Origin of the sequence: Curtobacterium sp. MCJR17_020 (genome assembly GCF_003234365.2) — a bacterium.
Classification (GTDB): Bacteria; Actinomycetota; Actinomycetes; order Actinomycetales; family Microbacteriaceae; genus Curtobacterium.
In genome coordinates, this window is sequence record NZ_CP126260.1 from 3,847,693 (window position 1) to 3,873,470 (window position 25,778).

Genomic DNA, 25,778 nt, shown 5'->3' on the forward strand with positions numbered 1-25,778 from the left:
CGGTGACGCGCTGCGAGAACGTCCAGACGATGTCGCCATCGGACAGGGACAGGTTCGCCGCCGCGGATGCATCGCGTCACAAGTCCCATTGCTGGGTGTTTGACTCAGTTTCAGCCTCGCCTACTTTCAGGTGGTCGACCAACTAATTGGTCGCCTCTTCGAAAGGCAGAGATCGTTGTCGCTTCTCACGCACACCGCAGCTCCAACTCCACACGCCGACCACGGCTTCGACGCCCTCCTCGGTTCAGCTCACGACCGATACCTCGGGGAAGGCCATCGCAGAGTGGGGCTCACGCTGAGCGGCTTGACGCAGACCTCAGATAGCAGCTTCTCGTCGGCTGCTCGGCTCGTCTACCCGGTCGATTGGTCGACGAAAGCAGGGTCGTCGCGGACGGCACACCTCAGCACCGTCGACGCGATGCGCATCGCAGGACGACTTCGAGACACGCTCGCTCTGGAGATTCCTGTCGTATCCCGGTACTCGGCCGAGCGCTCCCTCACAGTCCGCGCGGGTGCGCGCCCGTGGGAAGCTCTCGATGACGTACCAGTGCTGTCGGAGGTATCCCGGCCGGCCGGCAGTGACTACCTGCGGCTGCAGCACACGATCGGGTCGCTCAAGGTGGTGTCCGACTGGGAGTTGCCGAACCACACTCAATCGATCAGGGATGATTGGGAAGCGGGTCAGGCCATCGCCGTGCGGCTCAGCGCAAACGATTGCGTCGAGTGCACGTACGATCGAACAGCGGCGGTTCCATCGCCGATGTCGTTCCTTGAGGCGATGATGCTCACTGCGCAGATGGCCCAGGTGGCGCTGTACGCCGGCGATACTGCACGCCGCGAAGCAAGCGGCAACATGTGGATGCGGCGGGCGCACTTCGTTCGTCGCCGATGGGCTTTGGACCAGACCCAGCACGTCATCGCCCGGCTGGAGAACCGACGCGAACTGTCAGTCGGTGGACGTCAGATCGGTACCGCTGAGGTACGCGCTGACGACGTGTTCGGCATTCAGGTGACCGCCTCTTTGGCTTCGGGGTCGTGAGGAGCACCGGCGTCGGCAAAGGTATCGGACACCAGCGCCAACAGTCGACCATGGTGCTCGTTGGAAGCGACACCGTCGACGAGAAGCGTCCACATTGTGTCCAGGGACGCCATCAGATCCTGCCGGCCAGTCCGCACGTTCGACACGAGCTGCACACCAGTGAAGGTCGCCACGACACTGGCGCCAAGCCGCTCGGGCGGCACGGTCGTCGCCAGCTCACCAGAAGCGCCGGCAGCCGCGAACGCGTCGATCACGCCTTGGATCCACTGATCGTAGAAGTCGGAGGTTGGATCCGCGAAGACCCCTTGCTCCAGAGAAAGACGAATGCCCGCTCGGACGATGCCGTCGTCGAGAAGCAGCTGCCCGATCCCCTTCGATGCTCGGATCAGAGTGGAGAACGGGGACTCGGGGTCGTTCAGCGCCTGCATCACCGCGAAGGTTCGAGCGTTCTGCTCTTCGATGATGGCAAGAGCGATCGCTTCCTTTGTGCGGAAGTAGAAGTAGATCAGCCCTTGACCGACGCCCGCTTCAGCGGCGATCTGGGAAAGACTGGCGGTGCCGAAACCGACGCGGTCGAAGATTGCCGCCGAGGCATCCAAGATCGCAGCTCGGCGCGCCAACGAGCGTCCCTGCTGCGGTTTCCGCTCGTCGGGCATCTGTGCTTCCTTCGGCTGCTCCATCGACACCAGGGTAACGGCCGCGCATTCTCCGGTACTGGTGATGCGGCATGAGAGTCCTGCTGACCGGCGCGAGCGGGTTCGTGGGCGGGGAACTCCGGTCAGCTCTTGAGGCCGCGGGCCACCTGGTCACGTCCGTTGGGCGGACTGCGCTCGGAGCAAGACCCTCGCACGTAGTAGCGGATCTTCGACAAGACGACCTGAGCGGCCTGTTGGCAGAGCAGGACTTCGTCGTTCATGCCGCATCGGCTACTCAGGGCACCACGAACATGCTTTGGCAGGGCAATGTGGATGCGACGCGTCGACTGGTTGCAGCGTCCGCACGCCGGGATCTCCGAGTCGTCTACATCAGCACCACCGGGGTGTACGGGCGAAGCTTCGGACACTTCGGTGACCCAAGCCAGATGTCACGGCGCCCCACGTCAGCCCTGTCCATCGCTCGTGCCGCCGCTGAGGATGCAGTGCTGGAGGCAGGGGGGACAGTGATACGCCCGCACGTCGTGTACGGGCCCGGCGACCGCTGGGTCGTGCCACCGCTCGCGCAGTTCATGCTGCGCGAGTCGGCCTGGCTTGGCGGCCCGAACGTGAAGGTTGCCGCGATCTCCTCGCGACGGCTCGCCGCAGGAACCGCTTCGCTCCTCGACCGCGCGACGCTCCCGCGTGTGCTGCATGCAGCCGAACCTGACCCTGTGTCAGTAGCAAACCTGGTGCGTTCTGCGTTTTACGCGAGCGGGCAACCGCTTCCGCAGCGCGTCCTGTCGATCGACGAGGCGTTCCACCGCCTTCGAAACACGGGGGTGAGCCGCAACGCCTTGTGCATGCTGGGGCGTGCGAGCTGTATGGACTCGTCGGACTTCTGGGGAAGAGGTTCGCAGCCAGGACTCCCGACACGTGCTTCGCAAGACACTGCACCGCTGTTGGAATAGCTCGCGGCCCGGGCGTGACCCCTGATCCTGGCCACCCCGCAAGTCTATACTAGGTCTTTCGACCAACTTTGGGACATGTCGGGCAAGCGACAGGCAAGAGCAGCCAGCTCGAATCAGCAGCAACGCCAGCGGAGGATCGCGTCACCGCTGCCCATGTCTGCGCTGCGGTCGAGCCCACGACCGACGCCGCAGCGGCCACCGCCGCAGCACTGATACCTACAAGCGCCGACGAGCCCGCTCTACCGGTGCACGACGGAAACGGGAACTCCGAAGCCGTCCGCCTTGGTCAGCACCGTCTCGATCTTCGAGCGTTCGTCTGAGTTTCCGTAAGACACCTGCACTAGGGCCGCCGCTGCCGGGGACGAGCACGGCGTGCCGATCGAAACACTGACGTCATCACCCTGACGCTGCAGCGTGTCGACGAGGTCAGCGTGCGACTCGATCGCGCTCTGCACCTCCGACTTCTGCGGAAGCTGGTCGCATGGCGGGTGCTCGTCGCTGTTTCCGAAGGGCAGCACGCCAAGCACGGTCGCCGCGCCGAAGGCAGCAGCGGCCAGCGCAAGGGTTCCAGCTCCGGCTATGGTGTACTTCGCGGCTCGGTTCATCGTATTTCTGCTTCCTTCAGGGTGTGCGGTCGGAGGGCGCCTGCCGGTATGCCGCCCACTCGGTGGTGGTGCGTGCAGGCGGAGATCATGTCGTCGTCGTGCGTGGAGACGATGACGGTCGATCCCGCAGCCGCGAAGTCGGCGAGCAGCTGGATGATCAGCGCTCGGTTCGCGGCGTCCAAGGACGCGGTGGGCTCGTCGACGAACAGCACGTCGGCGCGTTTGTGGATGGCCCGAGCCATCGCGAGGCGCTGCTTCTCGCCGCCCGACAAGTGGCTCGCTATTTCGGTGTGCCTTCCAGAAAGACCGGTCATGGCGAGGGCCGCATCGAGGGTGCTGGCGGCGCGACGCCCTGCCGGCACTTTCGTCATTCGCATCGTCACGTTGAAAGCGACGGTCTCGTCTTCCATGATCCCGTAGTCCTGCAGGATGAAGGCGGCGTGATCGCGCCAGAACGCCCGGCGCCGTCGTGAGGTGGCGTGTGTCATCTCGGTGCCATCGACCATCACCGATCCAGAGTCTGGGGTCAGCAGCAGCCCGAGACAGTGCAGAAGGGTTGTCTTGCCGGAACCGCTCGGCCCGACGAGGGCTGTCATGGTGCCGGGGGCACAAGTAACGTCTTCTCCGGTGAGGACGGGCTTGCCGTTGATGTCGATGGCAACGGCGTTCGCCTGGATGAGCACGGCGTCTCCTTTAGAGCTGACGCGCGGTGACGCGCTTGAACACGGAGCGTGCTGCTGCGACCTGCAACAGCACGATGGCCCCTACCCCAGCTACAGCGGTTGGGATGACGACGAAGCCCTGGGCCCAAGGCTGGAGAAGCAAGATGATCACGCTGACTGCTGCCGCTGCGCCGGCCTCGGCGAGGACGCGTCGCCGAGTGATGGTGAGCCAGGTGTTACCGCTGAGTCGCAGTGGATAGTCCCGCTTGGCGTGCAACAGCGCGAGGATGAGGGCATCAACCGCAGCCGCCACCACGAAGGCAACGATCAAACCCAACATGGAAAGCACCAGCAGCCAGACGACATAGGTGGCGTACTGGGCCTGCAGAATGCCCGCTTCAGCAACGTAGACCGGCCGGATGCTGCCGCTGTAACCCTCACGTTCAAGGTTTGAAACAGCAAGACCCGCCCTATCCAGCAGGCGCTGCGTCGGTCCGGCACCGCCGAACGTCAAGTTTGCAGTCGTCGCCATGCTGGTCAGATTCGCGGCGTTGAACGCTTCCGTGGCGGACGGCACAACGACGAGCAGGACGCGGTCACTGAAGACGAGACTGCTGCCTGACCCGCCACTTGCGACCGGGAACTTCGTGCCATCCGCGGGCTGAAGCAGCGTCGCCGTCCGGAGGATGGTCTTTCCGCTCCCACCCGGAGCAGCCCAAAGATCCAAGGTCGGCCCGACTTCAGTCACCAGCATCTTCCTGTGCTCTGCGGAGTCGGCGCTTCGTAGCGCGGCCCGCGAGAGGTGACGACTTACAAGACTGATCCAACGCTCGTTGACGAACGAGACGGCACTGTAGTTGCCGAAATCCGCCTGGAAGGCTTTCGCGTCGAGCGTGTACGAGAGTGCGAGGTCCTTCCGCCTCTCAGCATCCGCAACCACTTCACCGACTTGCTGGGTTGCCCTGACGAGTTCCTCGTCGTTCATCGAGAAGGACAGTGACACCTCATCCGCAAGGTCCTTCCAAGTCGCGAGTTGCTTTGCCGTCTGCTCAGAGCCCTGGTACGCAGCCCATGTCGGGCCAGCCATCCCGATCAGTAGCGCGAAGGTGCATACCTGCACGACGACGGCGGTCCATCGGAGGCTCTTGACCGCGGGTTGACGTCGAGCGATCAGCTCAACGCGAGGCCACGAGGCGCCGGACATGACCGCGGCAACGATCACCGCTGTAAGCAGCGTCACTGCCTCGACGGCCACGAGGATCGTCACTAACGGCGTCACATAGGCAGCACCACGCCAGGCCCACACCACGACAGCAGCTGCAAGATCCACGAAGATCGCGGCGCCCAGAAGGGCGCCGAAGAAGCGTCCCAAGTCCCGGGCTTGGATCCGAAGAGCCGGTGTGCCACCGAGTACGCGCAAGGCTCGGTTCCGCGCCTTCGCGGACAGCCAGAACAAGGTCAACGCGGTGATGAGCGCCAATCCTGCGAGAAGCGGCGCGAAGAAGCGTTGATCGCTGGAGAAGAAGCGCAGCTCTCCGAGCGCGGAGGCGGCAGTGGCTCGGACCTCGATCTTCGAGCGCTCGAGCGCTGCTTCGGCGGCGCGAGTGTTGGCGTCGGGGGAGGTGATGAGATAGGTGCCGTCGGGTTGGGAGTTCCGCAGGCGAGTTGTCGGCGCAAGCGAAGATGCTGGCTGGCTGCCGAACCATGTCACTTCTGACGTCGTCGTCGTCGATCGGGACAGCGGGACGTACACCTGGTCGCTGGTCTTCCCGAGGTCAGGGACCACCTTCACCAGGCCGAGCCGGTACTCCGCATCCAGACGCTGCAACTCCTCGAGCGCGCCGTTCCTGGAGTCGGGCGACCGCGAGTAGTCCAAGCTCCAGCGGGCTTGGGTGCCGAGCGACTGCGGGAACTCGCGATCGAAGAAGTCGACGATGACGGCGGCAAGCAGCGTCTGGAGGACGAACAACGTGACCGCGACGACTGTCACGACCCTCAGGTACACGGGGACTCCTTGTTGACGGTGCTGACTATCCTTCGAGCGAGTCGCGGTTCCCTCCCAGTACGAGGGAACCGCGACTCTTCTGCCTGACCGACTCAGCAGACTCGGTAGTAGTAGTTCCCACCGAGAGCGGCACCGTTGGTCGTGGTCACCGCGGCGACGGACGTCTTCCCGGACGCGGTGTCGACGCTGCGCGACGAGTTGGTGACCTTGCCGTCAACGGTCTTCTCGACCGTCGAGCCGTGGCACTTGCTCACCGTGTAGTTCGACCGCAGCGCGACGTCGACGAAGCCGTACTTCCACGTGCCGCCGCTCGACGGGTACTGCGTCTTCCAGCCGACGCTCTCCCATGCCTGCGAAGTCATGGCCGGTCCGGCCACGACGAACGCCAGTGACAACGCGGCGCCGATCGCAACGCTCGAAATAGTGCGCTTCATGATTGCTCCTTCTCTTCTCGTTCCACCCCGAACGGTGGGCCAGTAGGACCCGAGTTGAAGGAAGCAGCGGCACCGCTGTGCTCCATCGCTCGCCCCCTCGAACTTGGATGTTCGCCCAACTTAGCGGTGATACTCGAGGAGCGCCACCGTCCGGACTCGCGGGGAACTACAGCTGGCCCACAAGCCGCCGTCGAGACGGGCCTCACCGCTGCTTCGGCGCCATCACGAAGATCCCTTTGTCCCGATCAGTGGGTCCATGAATCCGCATGGGAGAACCTCAGGGAGCCCCGCCGTCCCGTAGTTGGTCGCCCAACCAGGTTAGGGTACGTCCATGGTTTGCGTCGTCACAGGAGGTGATGACGGGCCGCGTCCCGGAGGTGCGCAATTGGATAACTGGGGAGACGTCCCGACGTGGATCACGACGATTGCTGTCGGCTTCGGCGCCGTGCAGCTGTATCAAGATCGGCAGGCCCGTCGGCGACAGGCCGAGTTGGAAGCGCGATCGCAAGCAGGCGCAGTGTCGGCTTGGGCCGGTTCGTTGCGGGCCACGTCGGATCAGGCGCAGGAGTACGGCTTCGTCATTGCGAATGACTCGGGCTTGCCGATCCGGGACGTTTCGGTGGAGGCGACCCTTCACGGCAGTACTCCGGCGAAGGTGGACATCGTCGTACTGCCGGCAGGACGCTACTTCGTCAAACACCTCGGGGAGAACAAGTGGGACTACCCGGCAGTGCTGGAAGAGTTTGACCGGTACGTGCGCCCCTACACTCGCACCGGACGCTACCGAGTGAACGGAGTCACCTTCACGGACTCCTCCGGTACGAGCTGGTCGATCGATGCGCAGGGGGCGCTCAGCCGCGCTGGCCTCCGCAACTCGAAGGCGCGAACGCCGTCAGCAGGAGGTCCACAAACCTAACTTTCGCAGCGGTACAGTTCTCCATCCGGCCGGGCCAACCGCGCTCGAAGTGATCCCCTCGCCGAAGCGCGATCACCGTTGCGCCGTCATCCGTCGAGCGCTTGTTCCTCCGACCCGGCGAGGGAACCCGGCGACTCGACGAAGCCGCAAACAGGCTTCGGACCGATCGAGTGACGAGCGGACCAGATGAATGACGAGCGTGTGGTTGGAGAGCTAAGTTGTCGCACCAACCCCCGACAAGTTCCGCTTGGCAACGCTTCTCGTCGCGACTCATTGCAACGTAACTTGTCGCTAACGCCTTCTGCCTCGTTCTGCCGCTGCGCCGAGCGTTGAACCTCGCCGACACGCCACCACCGTGGCCATCTTCTTACCTCTGAAGAGGATCCGCTAGCGGATCGCTCAGCGCACGTCAGTCGCGCGGCTCGCGATCAGCTGCTGAGCACGGCCGGCAGGAGCCAGTCGATCTCTCCTTCGTCAGTCCGATACGTTTTTTGGGAGGCTCACGCCCTGCAGCCGTTCGATGGCTTTGGAGCGGTCGTGGCTTTCGTTCCGCCAGGCCCTCAGAATGTTTGCCGTAGTGCGGATGTCAATGAGGCGCTGCTCGGGATCCTCGGACTTCTTGGCCCGATCCAAGGTTTTGACAAGCTCACGGAAGACGATGATGTCCCCGTCGCGTGCAATGAGCCAGAGGGCCTGCGCTCGGGTGTCTACCTGCGGAATCTCGATGGCCGCACCAGGTGTCCGATCGCCGTCGTCCTTCAAGCGCGCCAGCTCCGAGTTGACAGACTCGATGTACTTGATGATCTCGAAGTCGAGTCGCAGACGGTATTCGCGAAGCTCAGAACGATGAGTGATCCGGTACTGCGCCACGATCGCCGCGGCTGCACCGACGATGGTCGCAACGAGACTTGCGACTATCGTGACCCAATCCGGAGCGTCGCTGTTGGTCGCAATTGTGTGGAGATCTTGAACTATGGACTCTACAGGTGAGGTTTGCACGCTTTGATACTAAACGCGGCGAAGCGGGTCAGCGCGGGAGGACATCGCACGCTCACAGGAGTCCACATTCGGGACGATGGCTTTGCAGCGAACGCGACCGCAGCCCTTCGCTTGGTCGGCTGCCGGCGTTTGCTCGCTCAACGGCGGCAAGGTGCTCCGAGCGAGTCGGGTGATACCTGACGCAGATGCCGAGGGCAGGAGGTCAGGAGCCGCTGTACAGCTTGAAGGAGGTCATCACGGCTGTAGTCAAGCTACATCCGGTGAGCGTGGAGCTGCTCGACCGCGGGTCTGCGCCGGGGTCGGGCAGCACGTGTGCAGCGAGCGAGAGTTCCAACGAGCGGCCGCCGAGGCCCATGGCAGGATGGAGCGCCCCGCGGTGCGGCGGCACTCTGGGCAGCTTGCTGCCGAACGCGACCTCCCGGTACCGCTGAATGACCCGCGCCACGAGGCAGGCATGCGGCCGCTCTACCCCGCCATGACAGCATCCGATAGCCGATCGTTCATCGGACGCGCTGAGGTCACAACAGGCTGCTTGCCGGGCAGCCTGGCCGCTTGGGTTCATGAAGCGTCCGGTGGAGGCGCTGATGTCAAGAGCGGAGGCCAGGATCAGCGCGGCTCCCTCTTCAACTGAGTGAGCTGACCCAGCAGGCTCGTACCGACCAGCGGTCCAGGTGCGGCTTCCGTGTCGAACACTGGTCGCAGGTGTCGCGCCTTCACACGAAGCTGCCGCACGTAGTGCGCCAAGGGCGCGGGGGCCTGAGTCGCCACGGCGGAACGTTAAACGTCCTCGTCGTCGTCCTTCTGAGCGATCCAGTGCTGCATGGTGTCGTTAGCAGCACGCTTCTGCGTCTCGGCATCGAAGCCCAGTAACTGCAAGTACACGAGCGAGAGCAGGTCTCGTGTTTGAATGAAGATCTGGAAGACCTCCGGCGTGAGCTTGTCGGTTGCGCCATGTGCAACACCGTTTCGCGCCTTCTTAAGTTCGGTCGCCCAGTGCTGAATGTCTGGGATCAAGAGGCGGACGGCATCCGCGTTCGGTACGCCCGCGAGATGCGTCATGCGCTCCTGGAACGTCGGCCGGTGCTTCAACTCCTGCAGGATCAGGTCTCGAACGCGGCTGTGCTCCAAGATGTCCTTGACTAGCCTTCGCGCCTCTGCCACTTCTCGCCTCGTGGTCTGAGCGCCCGCGTTCTTGAAGATCGCAGCGTGCAACGACTCGGCAGTGACCGCCATCGTGAATAGGCGTATCTCTGTGTAGGTGGGCGGTGCGTAGAAGTTTCCGAAGTACATGTTGCCGGCAGATGGCGACTTGCGTCGCAGCGCAAGCCACTTCGGGAGGACTTCAGTGAACGGCATATCCGATGCAGTGAAGCGGAAGTCATGCAAGCGGACGGCAGGTTCGTCGGGTGATGCCTGATAGATGCGCCGGCCACGCGACTCGATGTAGATGGTCCGGTGGAGCGGTTCTCCGTTCGGATCGCGCGGGTCACGGTGAGTCGCTTCTTCCACGTGCTCGAAGCCGAGAGCGATGACACCGCAGGCTGAACCTGTCGCGAGCGTGAGCCAGTCGGTGAGCTCTTGAACCTTGCCGTTGACCTCGTCCACCGACATCGGACTCGGTGGAACAATCTCGATCCGTGCAGTCACGTCGCCAATAAGTGTCGTGCTCGCCCGCGTCTCCTTGTTGTAGAAGCCTCCTCGCGCGAGTGAGAGGGTGTAGCCCCAACCGTCGACGTTCACTTGCTGCGGTGCAACTTTGCGCAACGTCGCCGTCTGATCCGAGTCATCGGGATACCGGAGGGTTCGCTCCCACGCATCTAATCGCGCCCAAGTCGTCAGGTTCTCCAGGCGTACATAGGCCTTGCGCAGAACGTTCTCTGATCGGGACCTCACCCAAGCGCCGGTGAGCGTCTGGTCGACGTGGAAGCGCTGGAACGTCGGCTCCGTGAAGCCAACACTTCGAGTGGGGATGCAGTTGACCAGCGTGAACGACTCGTTCCCACATCGCCCGAGGAGAATCGGAGTACGTCGCTGCGCGCCCGAGTAGGAGCGCACGCCCGGACTGGGTTCCTCGAAGATCGCGAGATTGAAGCCTCCGACAAGTTCTAGCTTCCCCGTGCCGTCGTCATCCAAGGTGAAGACACCGGGAACCTCAACATCGCTGTCGGGCTCCCACCAGTGCCCGTGGTACTGCTCCATGCCCCCACCCTTCGGCAGATCGGTCGAAAAGGCAATGCCAGCGCATGGGTCACGGAGTGCGCCATTCCGACCATCGTGCGTGTGCACACCGTAGGGCGAAGTTTGTCGGCAGCCGACTCTCCGATCGGTCGAGCAACGCCCAGCTGTGGGCTCGAGTGAAGGAGAAGCCCGTCCGATAGACGATCGCTATCGGACGTGACAGTCGCGCGGAGCGACTCCTGACGGTCGTGTTGCAGGGATCGCCGACCACGGACCGGATCAGTGGCCGCTGCCCCGAGCCGTTCGACTAACCCCGAGTTGAGGGCTGAAGCTCGCAGCACAGGCTACGGAAACCGGTGGAAGGGGCCAGTCGCAGCGCCGCCTGGCCGTGCTTGGTCAGGGTTGATGCCGTAGGCACATCAGCCGACCGTGCCAGGCCTCAGGGCATTCAAGCGGCGCTCGCGTCGCCGCGCATAAGCCACCTGGTCCGGAAACGCCTCAGGGTCTTCCTCCTTGATGACCTCTTCCCAGACGGCTAAATCGAATCCCTCAGTCACCCAGTTGGGTTCGGCTGCGATCTCGGCCAGGGGCTCGGTCCAACTGGCAAGATCGACTTGGCTGATCAGGACGGGACGCGAGCCGACACCCGCAACTTGCCCTGTTGCGCTGCGCGAGTTGCGTGCGACATCACCAGTGAGGTAGGCAAACCTCATCTGGATGTCGCGACTGGCCTGTTCGATCGTCTCGACGAACAATCCGGACGCGATACGACCGACGAAGGTGTAACCGAAGGCCTTGTGGACACCGTGGACACCGACTTGCCCACACACGACACGAACTTCGCCGCCAGGGCGGCGACCGTTCAACCAGACTCGTGCTTCCGCGAGATCTGCGGGCTCCTCTGGATGTATCGCCTTCAACACCGCGGGTTGAGGCGTCAGGGGGAAGCCGGTCCACTCCCCGAATCGGTCACGATCGACGATGGACGGAGCTACCTCACTGTAGAAGCGGAGAACGGCCATCATCGCGTCCATCACCTCCCGGCCCACTAGCTTCGCGTCGTAGAACGTCTTCAGCTTCTGCGTCGATGGGTTGAGGGCGTCGTGGGCTGCCTCCGGGACTTCCTGCCACGACGCGTAGCTTCGAATGCCGTGAAGCCCTCCGATGAGCGAGTGTTGATTTGGCTGCACGATGTGGAGAACATGCTCGGTCACGTTGCGGACGTACTTCACGCCCTCGACGTAGTCGGCGCCTTCGATTCGCGGGCTAGCCTTGAAGTAGGCAAGGTAGGTGGCGCGATCTGCGATCTTCCTCGTCAGTAACTCGTTCACCTTCTGCGAGGCGGAGACAAAAATCCGCGTGAAGTCACCTAGATCCCCGCCCGCTAGAGTGGCCTCGTAGTATCGTGCAGCGGCCATCTGGATATCTCGCATAGCGGAGCGTAGAGGCTCCAACTCGTTAGGTTCGATGCTCACGGTCACTTGTACGCCTCCATATGCGGTCCGCAATTGAGGCCGAGCCTCGGATCTCACTCTGCCTGTGAGCGCGGCGATTTGACACAGATGCACCTATCTTGCAGCAGATTGACGAGGGCGTCCTCGCGCACAAATCGACAATTGGAACGCTCTGCCGCTCAGCAACACGAACGACTTGTCGAACAAGCTGGACAGTCGGGCACGCGTACACCACTCGGCCGCGATTCTTCCGCCGTCGCCACTCGGCGATCAGGAGACCCGAGAGTGTTTTCCCGTTCCAGTCGGGAGCTCGATCGCGACATCGCCGGACTTCTGAAAGCGAGCCATGTAGTCGCGCAGTACGTCAGCTTGGTGAGACCACAGACTCGTCGCAGCGCGCTTCCCGCGGGGGAGCATCCGGAGAAGCTGTTCCGGAGTATCCGCGATCTGTTCCTTCGGCGGGTTCGGTTTGAAGGCCACTAACTGCTCCCGCTCGTCGTCGACTGAGGATAAGACTGCATGGGTTCGGACATCGTTGTTGGCACCCGGGACACCGCAATTGCGTAGAGCGCGGACGGCAGCCCGGAGCCGGCCAAGAAATCCTCATCTTCAACGCCCGCTTCGCCGAGCACTTCTCGAGCTCTGGGGAGCATCGAGGGCATCTCGAGTGAAGAGATCCGTCCTGGTTCGGCACGTCGCCAACCGTTTTGTGACATCCGGACGACAGCGTTGCGATACGCGACGTCGCCCATCACCCCGAGCGTGCGGGCACGGTAGAGGAGCGCCGCGAGGCTCACGCCCCAATGCTCCTTGACCTCAGCAAGCTGCGCCCATGCGCGCCCCGCAGTCGAGCTCGGCAACAAGGGAGCGATCTCTTCCGCGGGCATGAGGAACTCCGCCGCGAAGCGGTTGGCTTGCCCTTCAGCAACCTTCCCGCCAGGTTCGGCGTCGTGGTGCATGATCAGGTGGCCGAGCTCGTGGGCGACGTCGAAGCGTTGCCGGTAGTAGTCGTCCTTCACTGGGTTCAGGATGATGACCGGCCGTGTGGCGGTGTGTAGCGAGTACGCATCGATCGCTGCGACACCCGGCTCGCTGAACACCACCACGACACCAGCGCGTTCTGCAAGGCGCACGACATGCTGGATCGGTCCGGGTGCGACGCCGAAGAACTCACGGGCCGCCTTCGCGGCGTCCTCTGGGGTCATCGTTCGTTCATCCGGGTCCACAGGAAGGTCCGGCAGCAGAGCCTCCGGGAACTCGACGGCGTTCTCGAGCATCCCGGATACCTCCGCGACGAACCGTCCGTACGCCTCCGCCTCGTCCTGAGCGATCTGCGGAGTCGAGCGAAGCGAACGGAAGTGGGGCTTGTTGACCTTCGGGGGAGCGCCGCCACCGAAGAACTGGGGCTCAACGCGTAGCGCCAACGCTAGCTTTGCAACCGTTGCGCGGTTGGGCTGCTTCGCGCCGCTCTCCCACGACGTCACTGACGCCGGAGACATCTCGATCAGCGTCGCCAAGTGGGACTTCTTCAACCCTGCGAGCTGTCGAGCCATCGTGAGCCGCTCACCGTTGAAAAGCGACGATGCTGCCGACAGGGCCTGCGAGGGCCGCAGCGGACTATCCATTTGTAGAACCGAGTCCCTCGTCAGCACGCGGGCGCTTGATGCGGACGGGAACGTCCTCGACATCGGTCGACGCGCCCCCCATGGGCTGCGCAGGAGGAGTGACCGTGCCAAAGCCGCCAACCGGCGTGCCGCCGGAAATGAGCTTCACGCACCAGTGCCAGCAACGCTCGCCCGAATTCGCCGGATTCTTACTCTGGCCGAGGTACAGCTCGTACTGCTTGGTCGTGGGGTTGAACGCGTGTGCAGCCACGAGAGTGACGCCGGCGAAGTCATCGTCATCGGGGATCCCGTCGATGGACTCGAGCCCGAAGTCCTCGTCGTCGAAGAGCGCGCCGTCGTCGACGAAGTGCTGCGACGCCACCTGGCGCTTGGCGTCGCTACGTTGCCCCCACTTGATGTCGTCGATGCCGCCGAACGTGAATGACTGCAAGAGCACGCGGAAGCCGCCCACCGCCCAGCCGGGCGACCGTCGGTAGTTGCTGCGCGTCACCGCGTCGGCCGCGAGGACGGGCATCGACCGGAACACCTGCGGTGGGACACCGCGCTCGAGGACGTCGCCACCCACGCCCTCAACCTCGTCCCCAAGGCTGAACCTTCCGTTGGAAGTCGCGCGGTCGAGGTGGTCCTGGAGGTGCTTGTAGTTAAGGGTGCCGACGACCGCCTGGTCGTGGCCAGCGTCCTCGTCGAAAATCTGATCTGTCGCCGCGAACGCTGCGGGAGCCGCCCACCTCAGGACATCGAGCAAGCCAGCCTCACCGAGGCTCTTGATGGCATCGTCTTCTGCACTCACGATGCCCATACTACACCCCAAAGCAGTAATAAGCGTCCAGATTTTTACTCCTAGCGCTCAATCCGCGGAAAGTCGAGCCTCGGCGGCGTCGCGCCCGGTCGGGTGGCGGAGCTGTCGCACTCTGGCGAAGTTCCGAAGCAAAGCGAGGACCGCACCAATCTGCTCAGGACTTGCGCTCAGCTCGTTGGGCGCCCATCGCAAGGGAGAGACCAGAAGCTCGCCCCCGCTGCGCTCTCGCCGTCTTCTCGCACGGCGGGATCGGTCGCGTCCGTCCGGCGGAGCGGCGACAACTTGGTTGCAATCGCGACAAGTTGGCCTTCAAAACGACAACTTGCCTCTCAATCCACAGAGCGCTGAGGATCGCCCTACTGCGGCATGTCCACGAACCGCGAGAACATCCCGTGGAACGCCACGGTGATGGTGTCCGTCGGCCCGTTCCGGTGCTTGGCGACGATGAGGTCGGCCTCACCCTGCCGCGGGTTGTCCTTCTCGTACGCCGACTCGCGGTGCAGCAGGATGACCATGTCGGCGTCCTGCTCGATCGACCCGGACTCACGCAGGTCGGAGATCGCCGGCTTCTTGTCGGCACGCTGCTCGGGACCACGGTTCAGCTGGGACAGCGCGATGACGGGGACCTGGAGTTCCTTCGCCATCAGCTTGAGTGCACGCGAGAACTCGGAGACCTCTTGCTGGCGGCTCTCGACCTTCTTGCCCGAGGTCATCAGCTGCAGGTAGTCGATGACGACGAGCTTGAGGTTGTGCTGCTGCTTGAGTCGACGGCACTTGGCGCGGATCTCGACCAGGGTCATGTTGGGGGAGTCGTCGATGAAGAACGGGGCATCGTTGATGCGACCGCGGGTCTGCGCGATGGTGGTCCAGTCGCGGGAGTCCACGGTGCCCTTGCGCATGTTCTGCAGGGGCACGCTGGTCTCGGCGGAGAGCAGACGCATGGCGATCTCGGCGCGACCCATCTCGAGCGAGAAGAAGGCGGCGGTCTGGTCGTGCTTGATCGCGGCGGCGCGGCACAGGTCGAGCGCAAGGGTGGACTTACCGAGGGCGGGTCGAGCGGCGACGATGATCAGCTGCCCGGGGTGGAAGCCGTTCGTCAGGCCGTCGAGCTGCGCAAACCCGGTCGGCACGCCGGTCATCTGGCCGTCGCGGCCCTTGGCGGCCTCGATCTCGTCGAGCGCGGCGGAGATGGCGTCGGTCAGGGGGACGTAGTCCTCGGTCTGCACCCCGCCGGCGACGTTGTAGACCTCGGCCTGGGCGCTGTTGACGAGGTCGGTGACCTCACCCTCGGACGCGTAACCCATCTGCACGATGCGGGTACCGGCGTCGACGAGGCGACGGAGCACGGCCTTCTCGGCGACGATGCCGGCGTAGTACCCCGCGTTGGCTGCCGTCGGCACCATGCTCGTCACGCTGTGCAGGTACTCGGCGCCACCACCGCGGGACAGTAGACCGGTCTTGGTCAGCTCGTCGGTGACCGCGATGACGTCGGTGGGCTCGCCGTGCGAGTAGAGCGAGAGGATCGCGTCGAAGATGACCTCGTGCTTGGGGACGTAGAAGTCCACGCCACGAGCGGTCTCGATGACGTCGGCGACGGCGTCCTTCGACAGGAGCATGCCGCCGATGGTCGACTGCTCGGCCAGCAGGTCGTGCGGCGGGGTGCGTTCCATGCCGCGCTCCGCGTACTCCTGCGGTGCGGGCTCAAGATGCGCGATCGACACACTCTCTCCTCTGTTGAACGACGCAGGGCTGGACACGGTGGTCCGACACCTGCAACGACTTTCTACCCCCAGCGACCGACATCCCCGAGTCGCTGGGCCAAGCTACGGCCGCAGAGTTATCCCCAACAAACGGCCCTGTGGATAACTCTGTGGAGGGATTGCGGAACACGCCGGAATGCTGTGTGGACAACTGTGGACGAGCCTGTGGAAACATGGCTATGGGAACACACTTTCGACCGTTTGACCAGGGGTTTTCATGTTCACACGGTGTGTGGAAAAGTGGGGTTCAAGTACGTCTTGAAGGTTCCGATTTGACACGTTTCTGCTGTGTAAAACGACTTGACAAGCACCCCTCCTGTGGGAAGTGTTCTCGGGCCGTTCCCAGCAAGCCGAACCGTGCCTGAGAGGTAACCAGCCAGCCAAGCCGAGCCGAGCCCGCCAACGCAACGACGGGCGGGCCTCCCGGAGGAGACCCGCCCGTCGTGGAGCGGAACGTCAGTGCTACTTGGCAGCGACGACCTTGAGCGAGATCACGGCAGTGATGTCCTCGCGCAGACGCACGGTGGCCTCGTGGTCACCGACCGTCTTGATGGTCGCGGGGACCTCGACCTTGCGCTTGTCGAGCGAGCCGACGCCCTGCGCCTGGACGGCGTCAGCGACGTCGCCCGGACGGACGGAGCCGAACAGACGACCGTCCTTGCCGGCCTTGACCGCCAGGGAGATGGTCGCGTTCTCGAGCTTCATCTTGAGGTCCTGTGCCTCTTCGATGGTGGCGAGCTCACGCGCGGTGCGCGCGGCACGGATCGACTCGACCTGCTTCTCGCCGCCCTTGGACCACGCGACAGCGAAGCCCTGGGGGATGAGGTAGTTGCGGGCGTAGCCGTTCTTGACGTCGACGACGTCACCAGCGGAACCGAGGCCGGAGACCTCGTGGGTGAGGATGAGCTTCGACATGTGTCGACCTCCGATCAGCGGCCGGAGCCGGCGTAGGGGAGGAGCGCCATCTCACGGGCGTTCTTCACGGCACGGGCGATGAGGCGCTGCTCCTGGACGGAGACGCCGGTGATGCGACGGGCGCGGATCTTTCCACGCTCCGAGATGAACTTGCGAAGGGTCGCAACGTCCTTGTAGTCGATGACGCCGACCTTGATCGACTTCGCGGGAGCGGCGTTCTTGCCGCCCTTGCCGCGAGGCTTCCGGCGGTCGCCGGTGCTCTTTCCAGCCATAGTGATTTGTCCTTAGAAGAAAAGTTGTGTGTCCGTCGGAACCGAGAGGATCAGAACGGGGTCTCGTCGTCGAAGTTGCCGCCGGGGGTGCTCCACACGTCGTTCGACTGTGCGTTGCCGCCGCCCTGCTGGCCACCCTGCGGGGACCACGGCTCGTCGGACTGGCCGCCAGCGGAGGCGTTGCCGCCACCGTTGTTGTTCCAGCCGCCGTTGCCGCCGCCCTGCTGACCGCCGCCGCCGCTGTTGCCGCCGCCGACCTGGCCACGACCGCCGCCGCCACCCGCTGCGCGGGTGATCTGTGCGGTCGCGTACCGGAGCGACGGGCCGATCTCGTCGACCTCGAGCTCGATGCTCGTGCGCTGCTGACCCTCACGGTCCTGGTAGGAACGCTGACGCAGACGACCCTGCGCGATGACGCGCGAGCCCTTCGTCAGCGACCCCGCCACGTGCTCGGCGAACTCCCGCCACACACTCGCGCGGAGGAACAGCGCGTCGCCGTCCTTCCACTCGTTCGCCTGACGGTCGAACGTGCGAGGCGTGGAGGCGATGGTGAAGTTCGCCACTGCGAGCCCGTTCTGCGTGTAGCGCAGCTCGGGGTCCGCGGTGAGGTTGCCCACCACCGTGATGACGGTTTCGCCGGCCACGGGTTACTCGGCGCTCGCGGTCGCGGTTGCGGACGCGTTGGCGGCCTTGCGGGCCGCACGTGCCTCGTCGCGCTGCTTCTGGGCGGCGACCTGCGCGATGCCCTCTTCGGCGCGGAGGACCTTCGTGCGGAGCACGGCCTCGGAGAGACCGAGCTGACGGTCGAGCTCCTTGGCGGCCTCGGGCGAGGACGTGAAGTCGACGACGGCGTAGATGCCCTCGGACTTCTTGGCGATCTCGTAAGCGAGCCGGCGACGGCCCCAGACGTCCACGTTGTCGACGGTGCCACCGTCGTTGCGGATGACAGCGAGGAACTTGTCCAGGCTGGGAGCGACGGTGCGCTCATCGATCTCGGGGTCGAGGATCGCCATCAGTTCGTACTGGTGCATGCGGAACCCACCTCCTCTGGTCTCAGCGGCCCCGGGCAGTTCCCGGGGCAGGAGGGTTGATGCATGTGCCACGGCACGCAGACACGCGCCGGGCAACCTGCACAGACTACCCGACGGCCTGGAGGCGCGCCACCGGTCTGTGCAGAACCGTCGCGTCCGTCAGGCGGTGGCGTCCAGTGCGCCGGCGTCGCGTCAGGAGCTGGTCGCGTCCCGCGCGGCCCACCAGTCGCGCAGGCGCGCCTCAGCAGCGTCGGCGCCGAGCGGCCCGTCGTCCATCCGGGCCTCGAGCAGGAACCGGTAGGCCTCGCCCACGGCACGCCCCGGCGGGATGTCGAGGATCCGCATGATGTCGTCGCCGGTCAGGTCGGGCCGGATCGAGTCCAGCTCCTCTTGGTCGGCCAGGACGCGGATCCGCTCCTCGAGGTCGTCGTACGCGAACGCCAGGCGGTCGGCCTTCCGACGGTTCCGGGTGGTGACGTCCGAGCGGGTCAGCTCGTGCAGCCGTTCGAGCTGCGGGCCGGCGTCGCGGACGTAGCGGCGGACGGCCGAGTCGGTCCAGGCACCCTCGGTGTACCCGAAGAACCGCAGGTGCAGCTCGATCAGGCGGGACACCGCGGCGATCGTGTCGTTGTCGAAGCGCAGGACCCGGAGCCGCTTCTTCGCGAGCTTCGAGCCGACCAGGTCGTGGTGGTGGAAGCTGACGGCGCCGCCGGGCTCGAGCTTGCGCGTGGCCGGCTTGCCGATGTCGTGCAGCAGTGCGGCGAGCCGCAGCACGGTGTCCGGGGGGTCGCCCGCGTGCCGCTCGGCCTCGTACCCGATGGCCTGCTCGAGCACGGTCAGGGAGTGCTCGTAGACGTCCTTGTGGTGGTGGTGCTCGTCGATCTCGAGCCGCATCTCGGGCAGCTCGGGCAGGAACCGCTCGGCGAGGCCGGTGTCCACGAGCAGCCGGATGCCGGGCACCGGGTCGCTCGTGTTCAGGAGCTTGACGAGTTCGTCGCGCACCCGCTCGGCGGACACGATGTCGATGGAGTCGACGAGGTCCTGCATGGCGGCACGGACGTCGTCGTCGACGGTGAACCCGAGCTGCGACGTGAACCGCGTTGCCCGCATCATCCGGAGCGGGTCGTCGCGGAACGACACCACGGCGGCCTGCGGGGTGCGGAGTCGTGCGGCAAGCAGGTCCTCGACGCCGCCGTGCACGTCGACGAGCTCGCGCGCCGGCAGCCGGAGCGCCATCGCGTTGACGGTGAAGTCGCGGCGGAGCAGGTCGTCCTCGATGGTGTCGCCGAACGCGACCTCGGGCTTGCGGGTCTCGCCGTCGTACACGTCGCTGCGGTACGTCGTGATCTCGACCTGCTCGCCGCCGACCCGCGCGGCGATGGTGCCGAACTGGCGGCCGACGTCCCACGTGGCGCTCGCGATCGGTTCGACGATGCGCAGGATGTCGTCCGGACGAGCGCTCGTCGTGAAGTCGAGGTCGGTGACGGGGCGACCGAGGAAGGCGTCCCGCACGGGTCCGCCGACCAGGGCCAGCTCGTGTCCGGCGTCGGCGAAGGCCCGAGCGAGGAGGTCGACGGGCTCGGTGGTGGCGAGTGCGTCGAGTCGTTCGACGGCCTGGGCAACGGACTGCATGACGGTGCTCATCCTCCCAGATCGAGGCCCCGAGTTCTCCACAACCCCGCGCGCACGGGACCTGTTCATGGTCACGCCTCATACACTCGTGCTCGGCCCGAACCGACCCCGTGGCCCGCTTCCGTATGCACATCCTCCGCACCACGCTCGCCGCAGCCGCGTCGACCCTCGTCGCGCTCGGCCTGGTCGTCGCGCCCGTCAGCGCCCCGCACGCCGATGCTGCGACGGTCTCGTCGGCCAAGACCCACCTCGCCGATCCGGCTGCTGCCGATGCGGGCAAGGCCACGATCTCGGTCGCCCCCGCGCACCGTGGGATCGTCCAGCGCGACCAGGACCTCACCCTCTCGGTGACCGTCACGAACGACACCGACACCGCACTGCCCGCCGGCACCGCGGAGTTCGACATCTTCCGCTCCGTGAGCACGCGGGACGTCCTCGCCGACTGGCTTGCCGACACCACCACGACCGGTTACCTCGGCGCCCCGATGGACTCCGTGGACATCCCGGAGGTCCCTGCGCACCGATCGGTCACCATCGACTCGGTCGAGATCGTCTCGGGCAACGTGGCACTCGGCGGGTACTCCTCGTTCGGTGCGCGACGCATCGCGGCGGAGTACACGGCCGGTGAGACCTTCGCCGTCGCCCGCTCCGCGATCACCTGGTACCCGGACTTCGAGCAGGTGCCGGTCAGCGTCTCCGTGGCGATGCCGGTGACGGTCCCGAAGTCCACCGACGGCATCCTCAGCGCGGCCGTCCTGGCCGCCGCGACCTCGGTGGACGGCACCCTCACGCAGCAGCTCGACGCCGCCGAGGACCACAACGTCGCCGTCGCGGTCGACCCCCGCATCATCGCCTCGATCCGGATCCTCGGCGAGAACGCGCCGTCCGCGGCGACCGCGTGGCTCCAGCGCCTCGAGTCCCTGCGGAACGAGACCTTCGCGCTGTCGTACGCCGACGCCGACGTCACCGGGCTGCGCCAGGCCGGGTCCGACGGCATCCTCGCTCCGATCTCGCTCGACCAGTCCGTGAAGACCGAGAACTTCCCCGGCGCCGAGACCCCCGCGCCGACCCCGACCGCGACCCCCGGCCAGACGACGACCCCGAGCAGCACCGCGTCCCCGAGCGACGACGCCACCACCGACGCCGGCTCCGACACGGGCGAGTCCACGGAGACGCTGCCCACGACCGAGCAGCTGCTGGACTTCCCCTACTCGATGGACTCCATCGCGTGGCCGGCGGACGGCACCGTGACCGCGGCCGACCTCACGGCACTGCAGCGGGCCGACAAGGACACCACGATCGTGTCGAGCGGGAACACCTCCGCCGGCGCGAACGCCACGGTCTCGGCATCCGAGAAGATCGGTGACGACCACGTCCTCGTGTCGGACCAGTCGATGTCGTCCCTGCTGCGTGACGCCGCGACCGCACCGGACCGCCAGAGCTGGTCGTCGGCGATGTCCGAGCTCACGGCGACGCTCGCCACCTCGGCGCGCGACGGTGGCACGACCGGGCCGATCCTGCTCACCCTCGGTCGCGACTGGCCGTCGGACTCCACGCGCCTCAGCCAGACACTCGACGCACTCGAGAGCACCGCCTGGGTGGCACCGGCTGACCTCTCCACCGCGTCGGACGCCACCGCGGGGTCACTCACGCTCAACAGTGCGTCCACCGGGGCCGACCGCATCGCGCAGCTGAAGCGCCTGGTACAGGGCGAACAGGGGCTCTCCGCGTTCGCCACCATCCTCGACAGCCCCAACGAACTGACGGCACCGGCACGCCTCCGACTCCTCGCCATCGCCTCGAACGCGTGGCGCGGGGACGACGACGGGCTCCAGGCCGCGGTCGACGCCCGCACCGCAGCCTGGGCGAAGCAGACCACCGAGGTCGGGATCGTCGACTCGAGCAGCCTGACCCTGCTCGGCGACCGCTCCTCGCTTCCGGTGTCCATCCGCAACAGCTCCGACTACCCGGTGACGGTGCACCTGGCCGTCCAGCCGTCGAACTCCGCCCTCCGGATCGTCCGCAACGACATCGTGGTCGAGATCCAGCCGGACTCCTCGACCCGAGCGACCGTCCCCGTGCAGTCCGTCGCGAACGGCAAGGTCGAGCTGACCATGTCCCTGTCGAGCCCGACCGGCGTCGCCATCGCGCAGCCGGCCACCGTCGAGCTCAACGTCCAGGCGCAGTGGGAGACGGTCATCACCGCCGCCGCAGCGGTCGCCCTGATCGCGATCTTCGGCTTCGGCATCTTCCGCAGCATCCGGAAGCGCATCCGTCGTCGCAACGGCGAACTCGACGACGAGGACGACGACGACCCCAACCGCCCGCTCGCCGTGCAGCCGGGTGCGCCCGGTGCGTCCGCCTCGCCCGCGGGATCGGTCGCCGGACCGGAAGGCCCGGATCACCGCGCCGAGGCACCCACCGCGTTCGCCGTGGCCGGCTCCGGAACGGCCGCTGTCGCGGCTCCTGGTGGCGACCGCCTGCAGGACGCGATCGCCCGTGCCGGGGCCGAACCGGGCCTCCCGTCCGACGCCCGTACCAGCCGTGTCGCGGACGCCCGCGACCCTGAGGAGCCGACCATCAGCGCCACCCAGCCCCAGCCCGACGTCGACGCGGAACCGGTCGCGGAGCGCAGCCTGGGGCGTGCGAGTGCGATGCTCGCGGCGGGGACGATGGTGAGCCGCATCCTGGGCTTCGCGAAGACCTTCGTGCTCGCCTACGCCATCGGGCAGAACAAGAGCCCCTCGGCGAACGCGTTCGCGGTCGCGAACCAGCTGCCGAACAACATCTACGCGCTCATCGCGGGCGGCCTGCTGTCGGCCGTGCTCATCCCACAGATCGTCCGCGCCATGAAGAACGGCACGGACGGTGGGCAGGCGTACGTCAACAAGATCGTGACGCTCGGCGGTTCGGTCTTCATCGTCATCACGATCGTCGCGACGGCACTGGCACCGCTCCTGGTCCGCCTGTACACGACGTCCTCGGACACCCGGGGTCCTGCTGCGACCGACCTCGCAATCGCCTTCGCGTTCTGGTGCCTGCCGCAGATCCTCTTCTACGCGATGTACTCGCTGCTCGGTGAGGTCCTCAACGCCAAGCAGGTGTTCGGTCCGTTCACCTGGGCACCGCTGCTCAACAACGTCATCGCGATCGCCGGGCTCGTGGTGTTCATCGCCCTGTACGGCACGAGCGGCAGCGCCCTCGACGATTGGACGCCGGCGAAGATCGCACTCCTCGCCGGCAGCGCCTCGTTCGGCGTGTTCGCCCAGGCGGCGTTCCTCCCGCTGTTCTGGCGGCGAGCAGGGCTGTCGTTCCGACCGGACTTCCGGTGGCGCGGCGTCGGCCTGAAGTCCACGGGTACTGCTGCCGGCTGGCTCTTCGCGATGATCCTGGTGACCCAGGTCGCCGGCATCGTGCAGTCAGCTGTCGCGTGGAAGGGTCAGGGTGACGGACCCGGCAACGCAGTGCTCGGCAATGCGTGGCTCATCTTCATGCTGCCGCACTCGATCATCACGGTGTCCATCGCGACGGCGTACTTCACCCGGATGAGCCACGATGCTGCACGCGGCGACCTGGCATCGGTCCGACGGAACCTGTCGCTGTCCCTGCGCATCGTCGGGCTCTTCACGGTCTTCGCGTCGGTGGCGTTGGTCGTCGTCGCGGTGCCGTTCGGCCGGCTGTACGAGGGCACGTTCGAGAGCGCCCTACAGGTCGGTGCCGTCCTGGTCGCCTACATGCCGGGCCTGGTGCTGTTCAGCATGTTGTTCATCATCCAGCGCGTGTTCTGGGCCATGCACGACCACCGGACGCCGTTCCTGATGCAGTGCATCCAGTCCGTCCTGTTCGTCATCGGTGCCCTCGCGGTGTCGACGTTCCCGACCTCCGTGATCGGCATCGGTGTGGCCGCGTGCACGACCCTCGCCGGGACCGCGCAGACGATCGTCGCCCTCGTCCTGGTGCGCCGCAAGCTCGGCAGCATCGAGGGACCGGTCGTGACCCGCTCGCACGTGCAGTTCGTCATCGCGGCGCTGATCGCCGGCGTGGTCGGCCTGCTGGTCGCGAACTTCTTCGGGGCGTTCTCCGCAGCCGGGTTCGCGATGTCCGACCGCACCGGGGCGCTCATCACCATCGTCCTGACTGGCGCCGTCATGGTCCTCGTGTACTTCGGGGCGCTCGTCGTCGCGAAGAACGGCGAGATCAAGAACGCCGTCGGCATGGTGAAGAGCAAGCTCGGTCGCTGACCGCACGCTTCCCGGACGTCGCGGAATGCCGCGCCGGTACGATGTGTTGACCCGGTCAGCACGCAACGGAAGGGCAGTCAGGCATGCGCCAGCTCATCATCATCGGTTCCGGTCCGGCCGGGTTCACCGCCGGCATCTACGCCGCGCGCGCAGAGCTCAAGCCGCTCATCGTCGCGTCCAGCGTCGAGACGGGCGGGGAACTCACCAAGACGACCGAGGTCGAGAACTTCCCGGGCTTCCCCGAGGGGATCCAGGGCCCCGACCTCATGATCAAGATGCAGGAACAGGCCGAGAAGTTCGGCGCCGAGGTCCTGTACGACGACGCCGTCTCCGTCGACCTCACCGGCGACGTGAAGAAGGTCACCGTCGGCTCCGGCGAGACGTACGAAGCCCTCGCGGTCATCTACGCGACCGGTTCGGCCTACCGCCACCTCGGCATCGCCGACGAAGAGCGCCTCTCGGGCCACGGTGTCTCGTGGTGCGCGACCTGCGACGGCTTCTTCTTCCGCCAGAAGAACATCGCCGTGGTCGGCGGTGGCGACTCCGCGATGGAAGAAGCAACGTTCCTCACCCGTTTTGCCGACAAAGTCACCGTGATCCACCGCAAGGACACCCTCCGTGCGTCGAAGATCATGCAGGACCGTGCCCACAACGACCCGAAGATCGAGTTCGCGTGGAACAAGGAGGTCATCGGCATCCAGGGTGACTCCGCAGTGACCGGCGTGACCCTCAAGGACACCGTGGACGGCACCGAGAGCGAACTCGCCCTCGACGGCCTGTTCATCGCGATCGGCAACGACCCCCGCGTGCACCTCGTGCACGGTCAGCTCGAGCTCGCTCCCGAGGGCACCATCGCCGTCGAGGGGCGCACGTCCAAGGCCGTCGGCGTTCCCGGGGTCTTCGTCGCCGGCGACGTGCTCGACCACACCTACCGCCAGGCCATCACGGCCGCCGGTTCCGGTGCCGTCGCCGCGCTCGACGCCGAGAAGTACCTCGCCGACCTCGAGGACACGCTGACCGACGCTGCTGCGGGCGAGACCCCGGTCGAACCGGTCACCATCTCCGCCTGACCCGTACGGCCCCGGAATGCCGGGGGCCCGTCCGCGGTTCCACACCCAGTACCGACTTCTCACGAAAGGACACCCATGTCCAACGCAAAGGCTGTCACCGACGCCACCTTCTCGGACGAGGTCCTCAAGTCCGACAAGACGATCCTCGTCGACTTCTGGGCCGAGTGGTGCGGCCCGTGTCGCGCCGTCTCGCCGATCCTCGACCAGATCGCCGAAGAGCACGCCGGCAAGATCGAGATCGTGAAGCTCAACGTGGACGACAACCCCCAGGCGGCCATGAACTACCAGATCACCTCGATCCCGGCGATGAAGGTCTTCAAGGGCGGCGAGGTCGTCAAGACCGTCATCGGCGCCAAGCCGAAGCCCGCGCTCGAGGCCGACCTCGCCGAGTTCCTCGCGTAGGTCGCACCAGCACCACCGAACGCCCCGTCCTCGTCCTGCTCAGCAGGCGCCGGCGGGGCGTTCGCATGCCACCCGTTGCGGATCGGCCCCCGCCGCGGAGCCCGGGTTTCCGGGGTCGATGTCGTAGTGTGGCGGG

At 65.7% G+C, this 25,778-nt stretch carries 22 protein-coding genes; 6 read left to right on the forward strand and 16 right to left on the reverse strand.

Features of this window, described 5'->3' with window-relative positions; all coding sequences use genetic code 11:
• The first annotated feature begins 130 nt into the window (after nucleotides 1–130).
• Nucleotides 131–1,039, forward strand: a complete 909-nt coding sequence (locus DEJ14_RS18490; protein WP_111083652.1) for an AvrD family protein — start codon at nucleotides 131–133, stop codon at nucleotides 1,037–1,039.
• Here DEJ14_RS18490 and DEJ14_RS18495 read toward each other — a convergent pair.
• Nucleotides 1,006–1,719, reverse strand: coding sequence for a ScbR family autoregulator-binding transcription factor (locus tag DEJ14_RS18495; RefSeq protein ID WP_146249654.1), 714 nt, complete (start codon nucleotides 1,717–1,719; stop codon nucleotides 1,006–1,008). The two genes, DEJ14_RS18490 and DEJ14_RS18495, sit on opposite strands and share 34 nt — an antisense overlap.
• A 47-nt stretch (nucleotides 1,720–1,766) precedes the next feature.
• Here DEJ14_RS18495 and DEJ14_RS19540 point away from each other — a divergent pair, with 47 nt between their 5' ends.
• Nucleotides 1,767–2,642: an NAD-dependent epimerase/dehydratase family protein gene (locus DEJ14_RS19540; RefSeq protein WP_111083654.1), complete on the forward strand. Its 876-nt coding sequence runs from the start codon at nucleotides 1,767–1,769 to the stop codon at nucleotides 2,640–2,642.
• Between the two features lie 239 nt (nucleotides 2,643–2,881).
• Here DEJ14_RS19540 and DEJ14_RS18500 read toward each other — a convergent pair whose 3' ends face one another.
• From DEJ14_RS18500 to DEJ14_RS18515, 4 genes are all read right to left on the reverse strand, one after another.
• Nucleotides 2,882–3,247 (reverse strand): hypothetical protein, encoded by a 366-nt coding sequence (locus DEJ14_RS18500; protein WP_111083655.1) that lies wholly within the window; start codon nucleotides 3,245–3,247, stop codon nucleotides 2,882–2,884.
• Nucleotides 3,244–3,930, reverse strand: a complete 687-nt coding sequence (locus DEJ14_RS18505; RefSeq protein WP_111083656.1) for an ATP-binding cassette domain-containing protein — start codon at nucleotides 3,928–3,930, stop codon at nucleotides 3,244–3,246. Before DEJ14_RS18505 ends, DEJ14_RS18500 begins: the two co-directional genes overlap by 4 nt.
• 10 nt (nucleotides 3,931–3,940) lie before the next feature.
• The gene (locus DEJ14_RS18510) at nucleotides 3,941–5,914 is read right to left on the reverse strand and encodes a bacteriocin-associated integral membrane family protein (RefSeq protein WP_111083657.1); all 1,974 of its coding nucleotides are present in this window, start codon (nucleotides 5,912–5,914) and stop codon (nucleotides 3,941–3,943) included.
• A 92-nt stretch (nucleotides 5,915–6,006) separates the two neighbouring features.
• The gene (locus DEJ14_RS18515) at nucleotides 6,007–6,348 is read right to left on the reverse strand and encodes a lactococcin 972 family bacteriocin (RefSeq protein ID WP_214584749.1); all 342 of its coding nucleotides are present in this window, start codon (nucleotides 6,346–6,348) and stop codon (nucleotides 6,007–6,009) included.
• A gap of 331 nt (nucleotides 6,349–6,679) precedes the next feature.
• Between DEJ14_RS18515 and DEJ14_RS18520 the strand changes: the two genes are divergently transcribed.
• Nucleotides 6,680–7,264, forward strand: coding sequence for a hypothetical protein (locus DEJ14_RS18520; RefSeq protein ID WP_146249655.1), 585 nt, complete (start codon nucleotides 6,680–6,682; stop codon nucleotides 7,262–7,264).
• A 474-nt stretch (nucleotides 7,265–7,738) separates the two neighbouring features.
• Here the strand turns inward: DEJ14_RS18520 and DEJ14_RS18525 are convergent, their stop codons facing one another.
• The 11 genes from DEJ14_RS18525 to DEJ14_RS18575 form a co-directional block, all read right to left on the reverse strand.
• Nucleotides 7,739–8,263: a hypothetical protein gene (locus tag DEJ14_RS18525; RefSeq protein WP_146249656.1), complete on the reverse strand. Its 525-nt coding sequence runs from the start codon at nucleotides 8,261–8,263 to the stop codon at nucleotides 7,739–7,741.
• 777 nt (nucleotides 8,264–9,040) lie between these two features.
• Nucleotides 9,041–10,462, reverse strand: a complete 1,422-nt coding sequence (locus tag DEJ14_RS18530) for an ApeA N-terminal domain 1-containing protein (protein ID WP_111083661.1) — start codon at nucleotides 10,460–10,462, stop codon at nucleotides 9,041–9,043.
• 398 nt (nucleotides 10,463–10,860) lie between these two features.
• Entirely contained in the window at nucleotides 10,861–11,922 is a 1,062-nt protein-coding gene (locus tag DEJ14_RS18535; RefSeq protein WP_146249657.1) for a hypothetical protein, read from the reverse strand.
• Nucleotides 11,923–12,374: 452 nt separating this feature from the next.
• Nucleotides 12,375–13,583, reverse strand: a complete 1,209-nt coding sequence (locus tag DEJ14_RS18540; protein ID WP_349775262.1) for an XRE family transcriptional regulator — start codon at nucleotides 13,581–13,583, stop codon at nucleotides 12,375–12,377.
• Nucleotides 13,513–14,310 (reverse strand): hypothetical protein, encoded by a 798-nt coding sequence (locus tag DEJ14_RS18545; RefSeq protein ID WP_111083835.1) that lies wholly within the window; start codon nucleotides 14,308–14,310, stop codon nucleotides 13,513–13,515. Before DEJ14_RS18545 ends, DEJ14_RS18540 begins: the two co-directional genes overlap by 71 nt.
• 365 nt (nucleotides 14,311–14,675) lie before the next feature.
• Nucleotides 14,676–16,040 (reverse strand): replicative DNA helicase, encoded by a 1,365-nt coding sequence (dnaB, locus tag DEJ14_RS18550; protein WP_111083664.1) that lies wholly within the window; start codon nucleotides 16,038–16,040, stop codon nucleotides 14,676–14,678.
• A gap of 501 nt (nucleotides 16,041–16,541) precedes the next feature.
• Complete coding sequence (gene rplI, locus DEJ14_RS18555; RefSeq protein ID WP_111083665.1) at nucleotides 16,542–16,994, reverse strand: 50S ribosomal protein L9; 453 nt, start codon at nucleotides 16,992–16,994, stop codon at nucleotides 16,542–16,544.
• Between the two features lie 14 nt (nucleotides 16,995–17,008).
• Complete coding sequence (gene rpsR / locus DEJ14_RS18560) at nucleotides 17,009–17,266, reverse strand: 30S ribosomal protein S18 (RefSeq protein WP_017887834.1); 258 nt, start codon at nucleotides 17,264–17,266, stop codon at nucleotides 17,009–17,011.
• Between the two features lie 50 nt (nucleotides 17,267–17,316).
• Entirely contained in the window at nucleotides 17,317–17,910 is a 594-nt protein-coding gene (locus tag DEJ14_RS18565; protein ID WP_111083666.1) for a single-stranded DNA-binding protein, read from the reverse strand.
• 3 nt (nucleotides 17,911–17,913) lie between these two features.
• Nucleotides 17,914–18,297 carry a 30S ribosomal protein S6 gene (rpsF, locus tag DEJ14_RS18570; protein WP_111083667.1) on the reverse strand — a complete coding sequence of 128 codons (384 nt, stop codon included), beginning with the start codon at nucleotides 18,295–18,297 and terminating at the stop codon, nucleotides 17,914–17,916.
• A gap of 192 nt (nucleotides 18,298–18,489) precedes the next feature.
• Entirely contained in the window at nucleotides 18,490–19,929 is a 1,440-nt protein-coding gene (locus DEJ14_RS18575) for a CCA tRNA nucleotidyltransferase (protein WP_111083836.1), read from the reverse strand.
• Nucleotides 19,930–20,039: 110 nt separating this feature from the next.
• Here DEJ14_RS18575 and DEJ14_RS18580 point away from each other — a divergent pair, with 110 nt between their 5' ends.
• From DEJ14_RS18580 to trxA, 3 genes are all read left to right on the forward strand, one after another.
• Nucleotides 20,040–24,170 carry a DUF6049 family protein gene (locus DEJ14_RS18580; protein ID WP_220036372.1) on the forward strand — a complete coding sequence of 1,377 codons (4,131 nt, stop codon included), beginning with the start codon at nucleotides 20,040–20,042 and terminating at the stop codon, nucleotides 24,168–24,170.
• A gap of 83 nt (nucleotides 24,171–24,253) precedes the next feature.
• Nucleotides 24,254–25,240 (forward strand): thioredoxin-disulfide reductase, encoded by a 987-nt coding sequence (gene trxB / locus DEJ14_RS18585; RefSeq protein ID WP_111083668.1) that lies wholly within the window; start codon nucleotides 24,254–24,256, stop codon nucleotides 25,238–25,240.
• Nucleotides 25,241–25,315: 75 nt separating this feature from the next.
• Complete coding sequence (trxA, locus tag DEJ14_RS18590) at nucleotides 25,316–25,642, forward strand: thioredoxin (RefSeq protein WP_111083669.1); 327 nt, start codon at nucleotides 25,316–25,318, stop codon at nucleotides 25,640–25,642.
• The last annotated feature ends 136 nt before the right edge of the window (nucleotides 25,643–25,778 follow it).

Coding starts and splice junctions, on each gene's coding strand:
- DEJ14_RS18495 (WP_146249654.1), bottom strand. CDS start 1,719: ATGGAGCAGCCGAAGGAAGCACAGATGCCCGACGAGCGGAAACCGCAG.
- DEJ14_RS19540 (WP_111083654.1), top strand. CDS start 1,767: ATGAGAGTCCTGCTGACCGGCGCGAGCGGGTTCGTGGGCGGGGAACTC.
- DEJ14_RS18500 (WP_111083655.1), bottom strand. CDS start 3,247: ATGAACCGAGCCGCGAAGTACACCATAGCCGGAGCTGGAACCCTTGCG.
- DEJ14_RS18515 (WP_214584749.1), bottom strand. CDS start 6,348: ATGAAGCGCACTATTTCGAGCGTTGCGATCGGCGCCGCGTTGTCACTG.
- DEJ14_RS18520 (WP_146249655.1), top strand. CDS start 6,680: ATGGTTTGCGTCGTCACAGGAGGTGATGACGGGCCGCGTCCCGGAGGT.
- DEJ14_RS18530 (WP_111083661.1), bottom strand. CDS start 10,462: ATGGAGCAGTACCACGGGCACTGGTGGGAGCCCGACAGCGATGTTGAG.
- DEJ14_RS18540 (WP_349775262.1), bottom strand. CDS start 13,583: ATGTCGAGGACGTTCCCGTCCGCATCAAGCGCCCGCGTGCTGACGAGG.
- rplI (WP_111083665.1), bottom strand. CDS start 16,994: ATGTCGAAGCTCATCCTCACCCACGAGGTCTCCGGCCTCGGTTCCGCT.
- rpsR (WP_017887834.1), bottom strand. CDS start 17,266: ATGGCTGGAAAGAGCACCGGCGACCGCCGGAAGCCTCGCGGCAAGGGC.
- rpsF (WP_111083667.1), bottom strand. CDS start 18,297: ATGCACCAGTACGAACTGATGGCGATCCTCGACCCCGAGATCGATGAG.
- DEJ14_RS18575 (WP_111083836.1), bottom strand. CDS start 19,929: ATGCAGTCCGTTGCCCAGGCCGTCGAACGACTCGACGCACTCGCCACC.
- trxB (WP_111083668.1), top strand. CDS start 24,254: ATGCGCCAGCTCATCATCATCGGTTCCGGTCCGGCCGGGTTCACCGCC.
- trxA (WP_111083669.1), top strand. CDS start 25,316: ATGTCCAACGCAAAGGCTGTCACCGACGCCACCTTCTCGGACGAGGTC.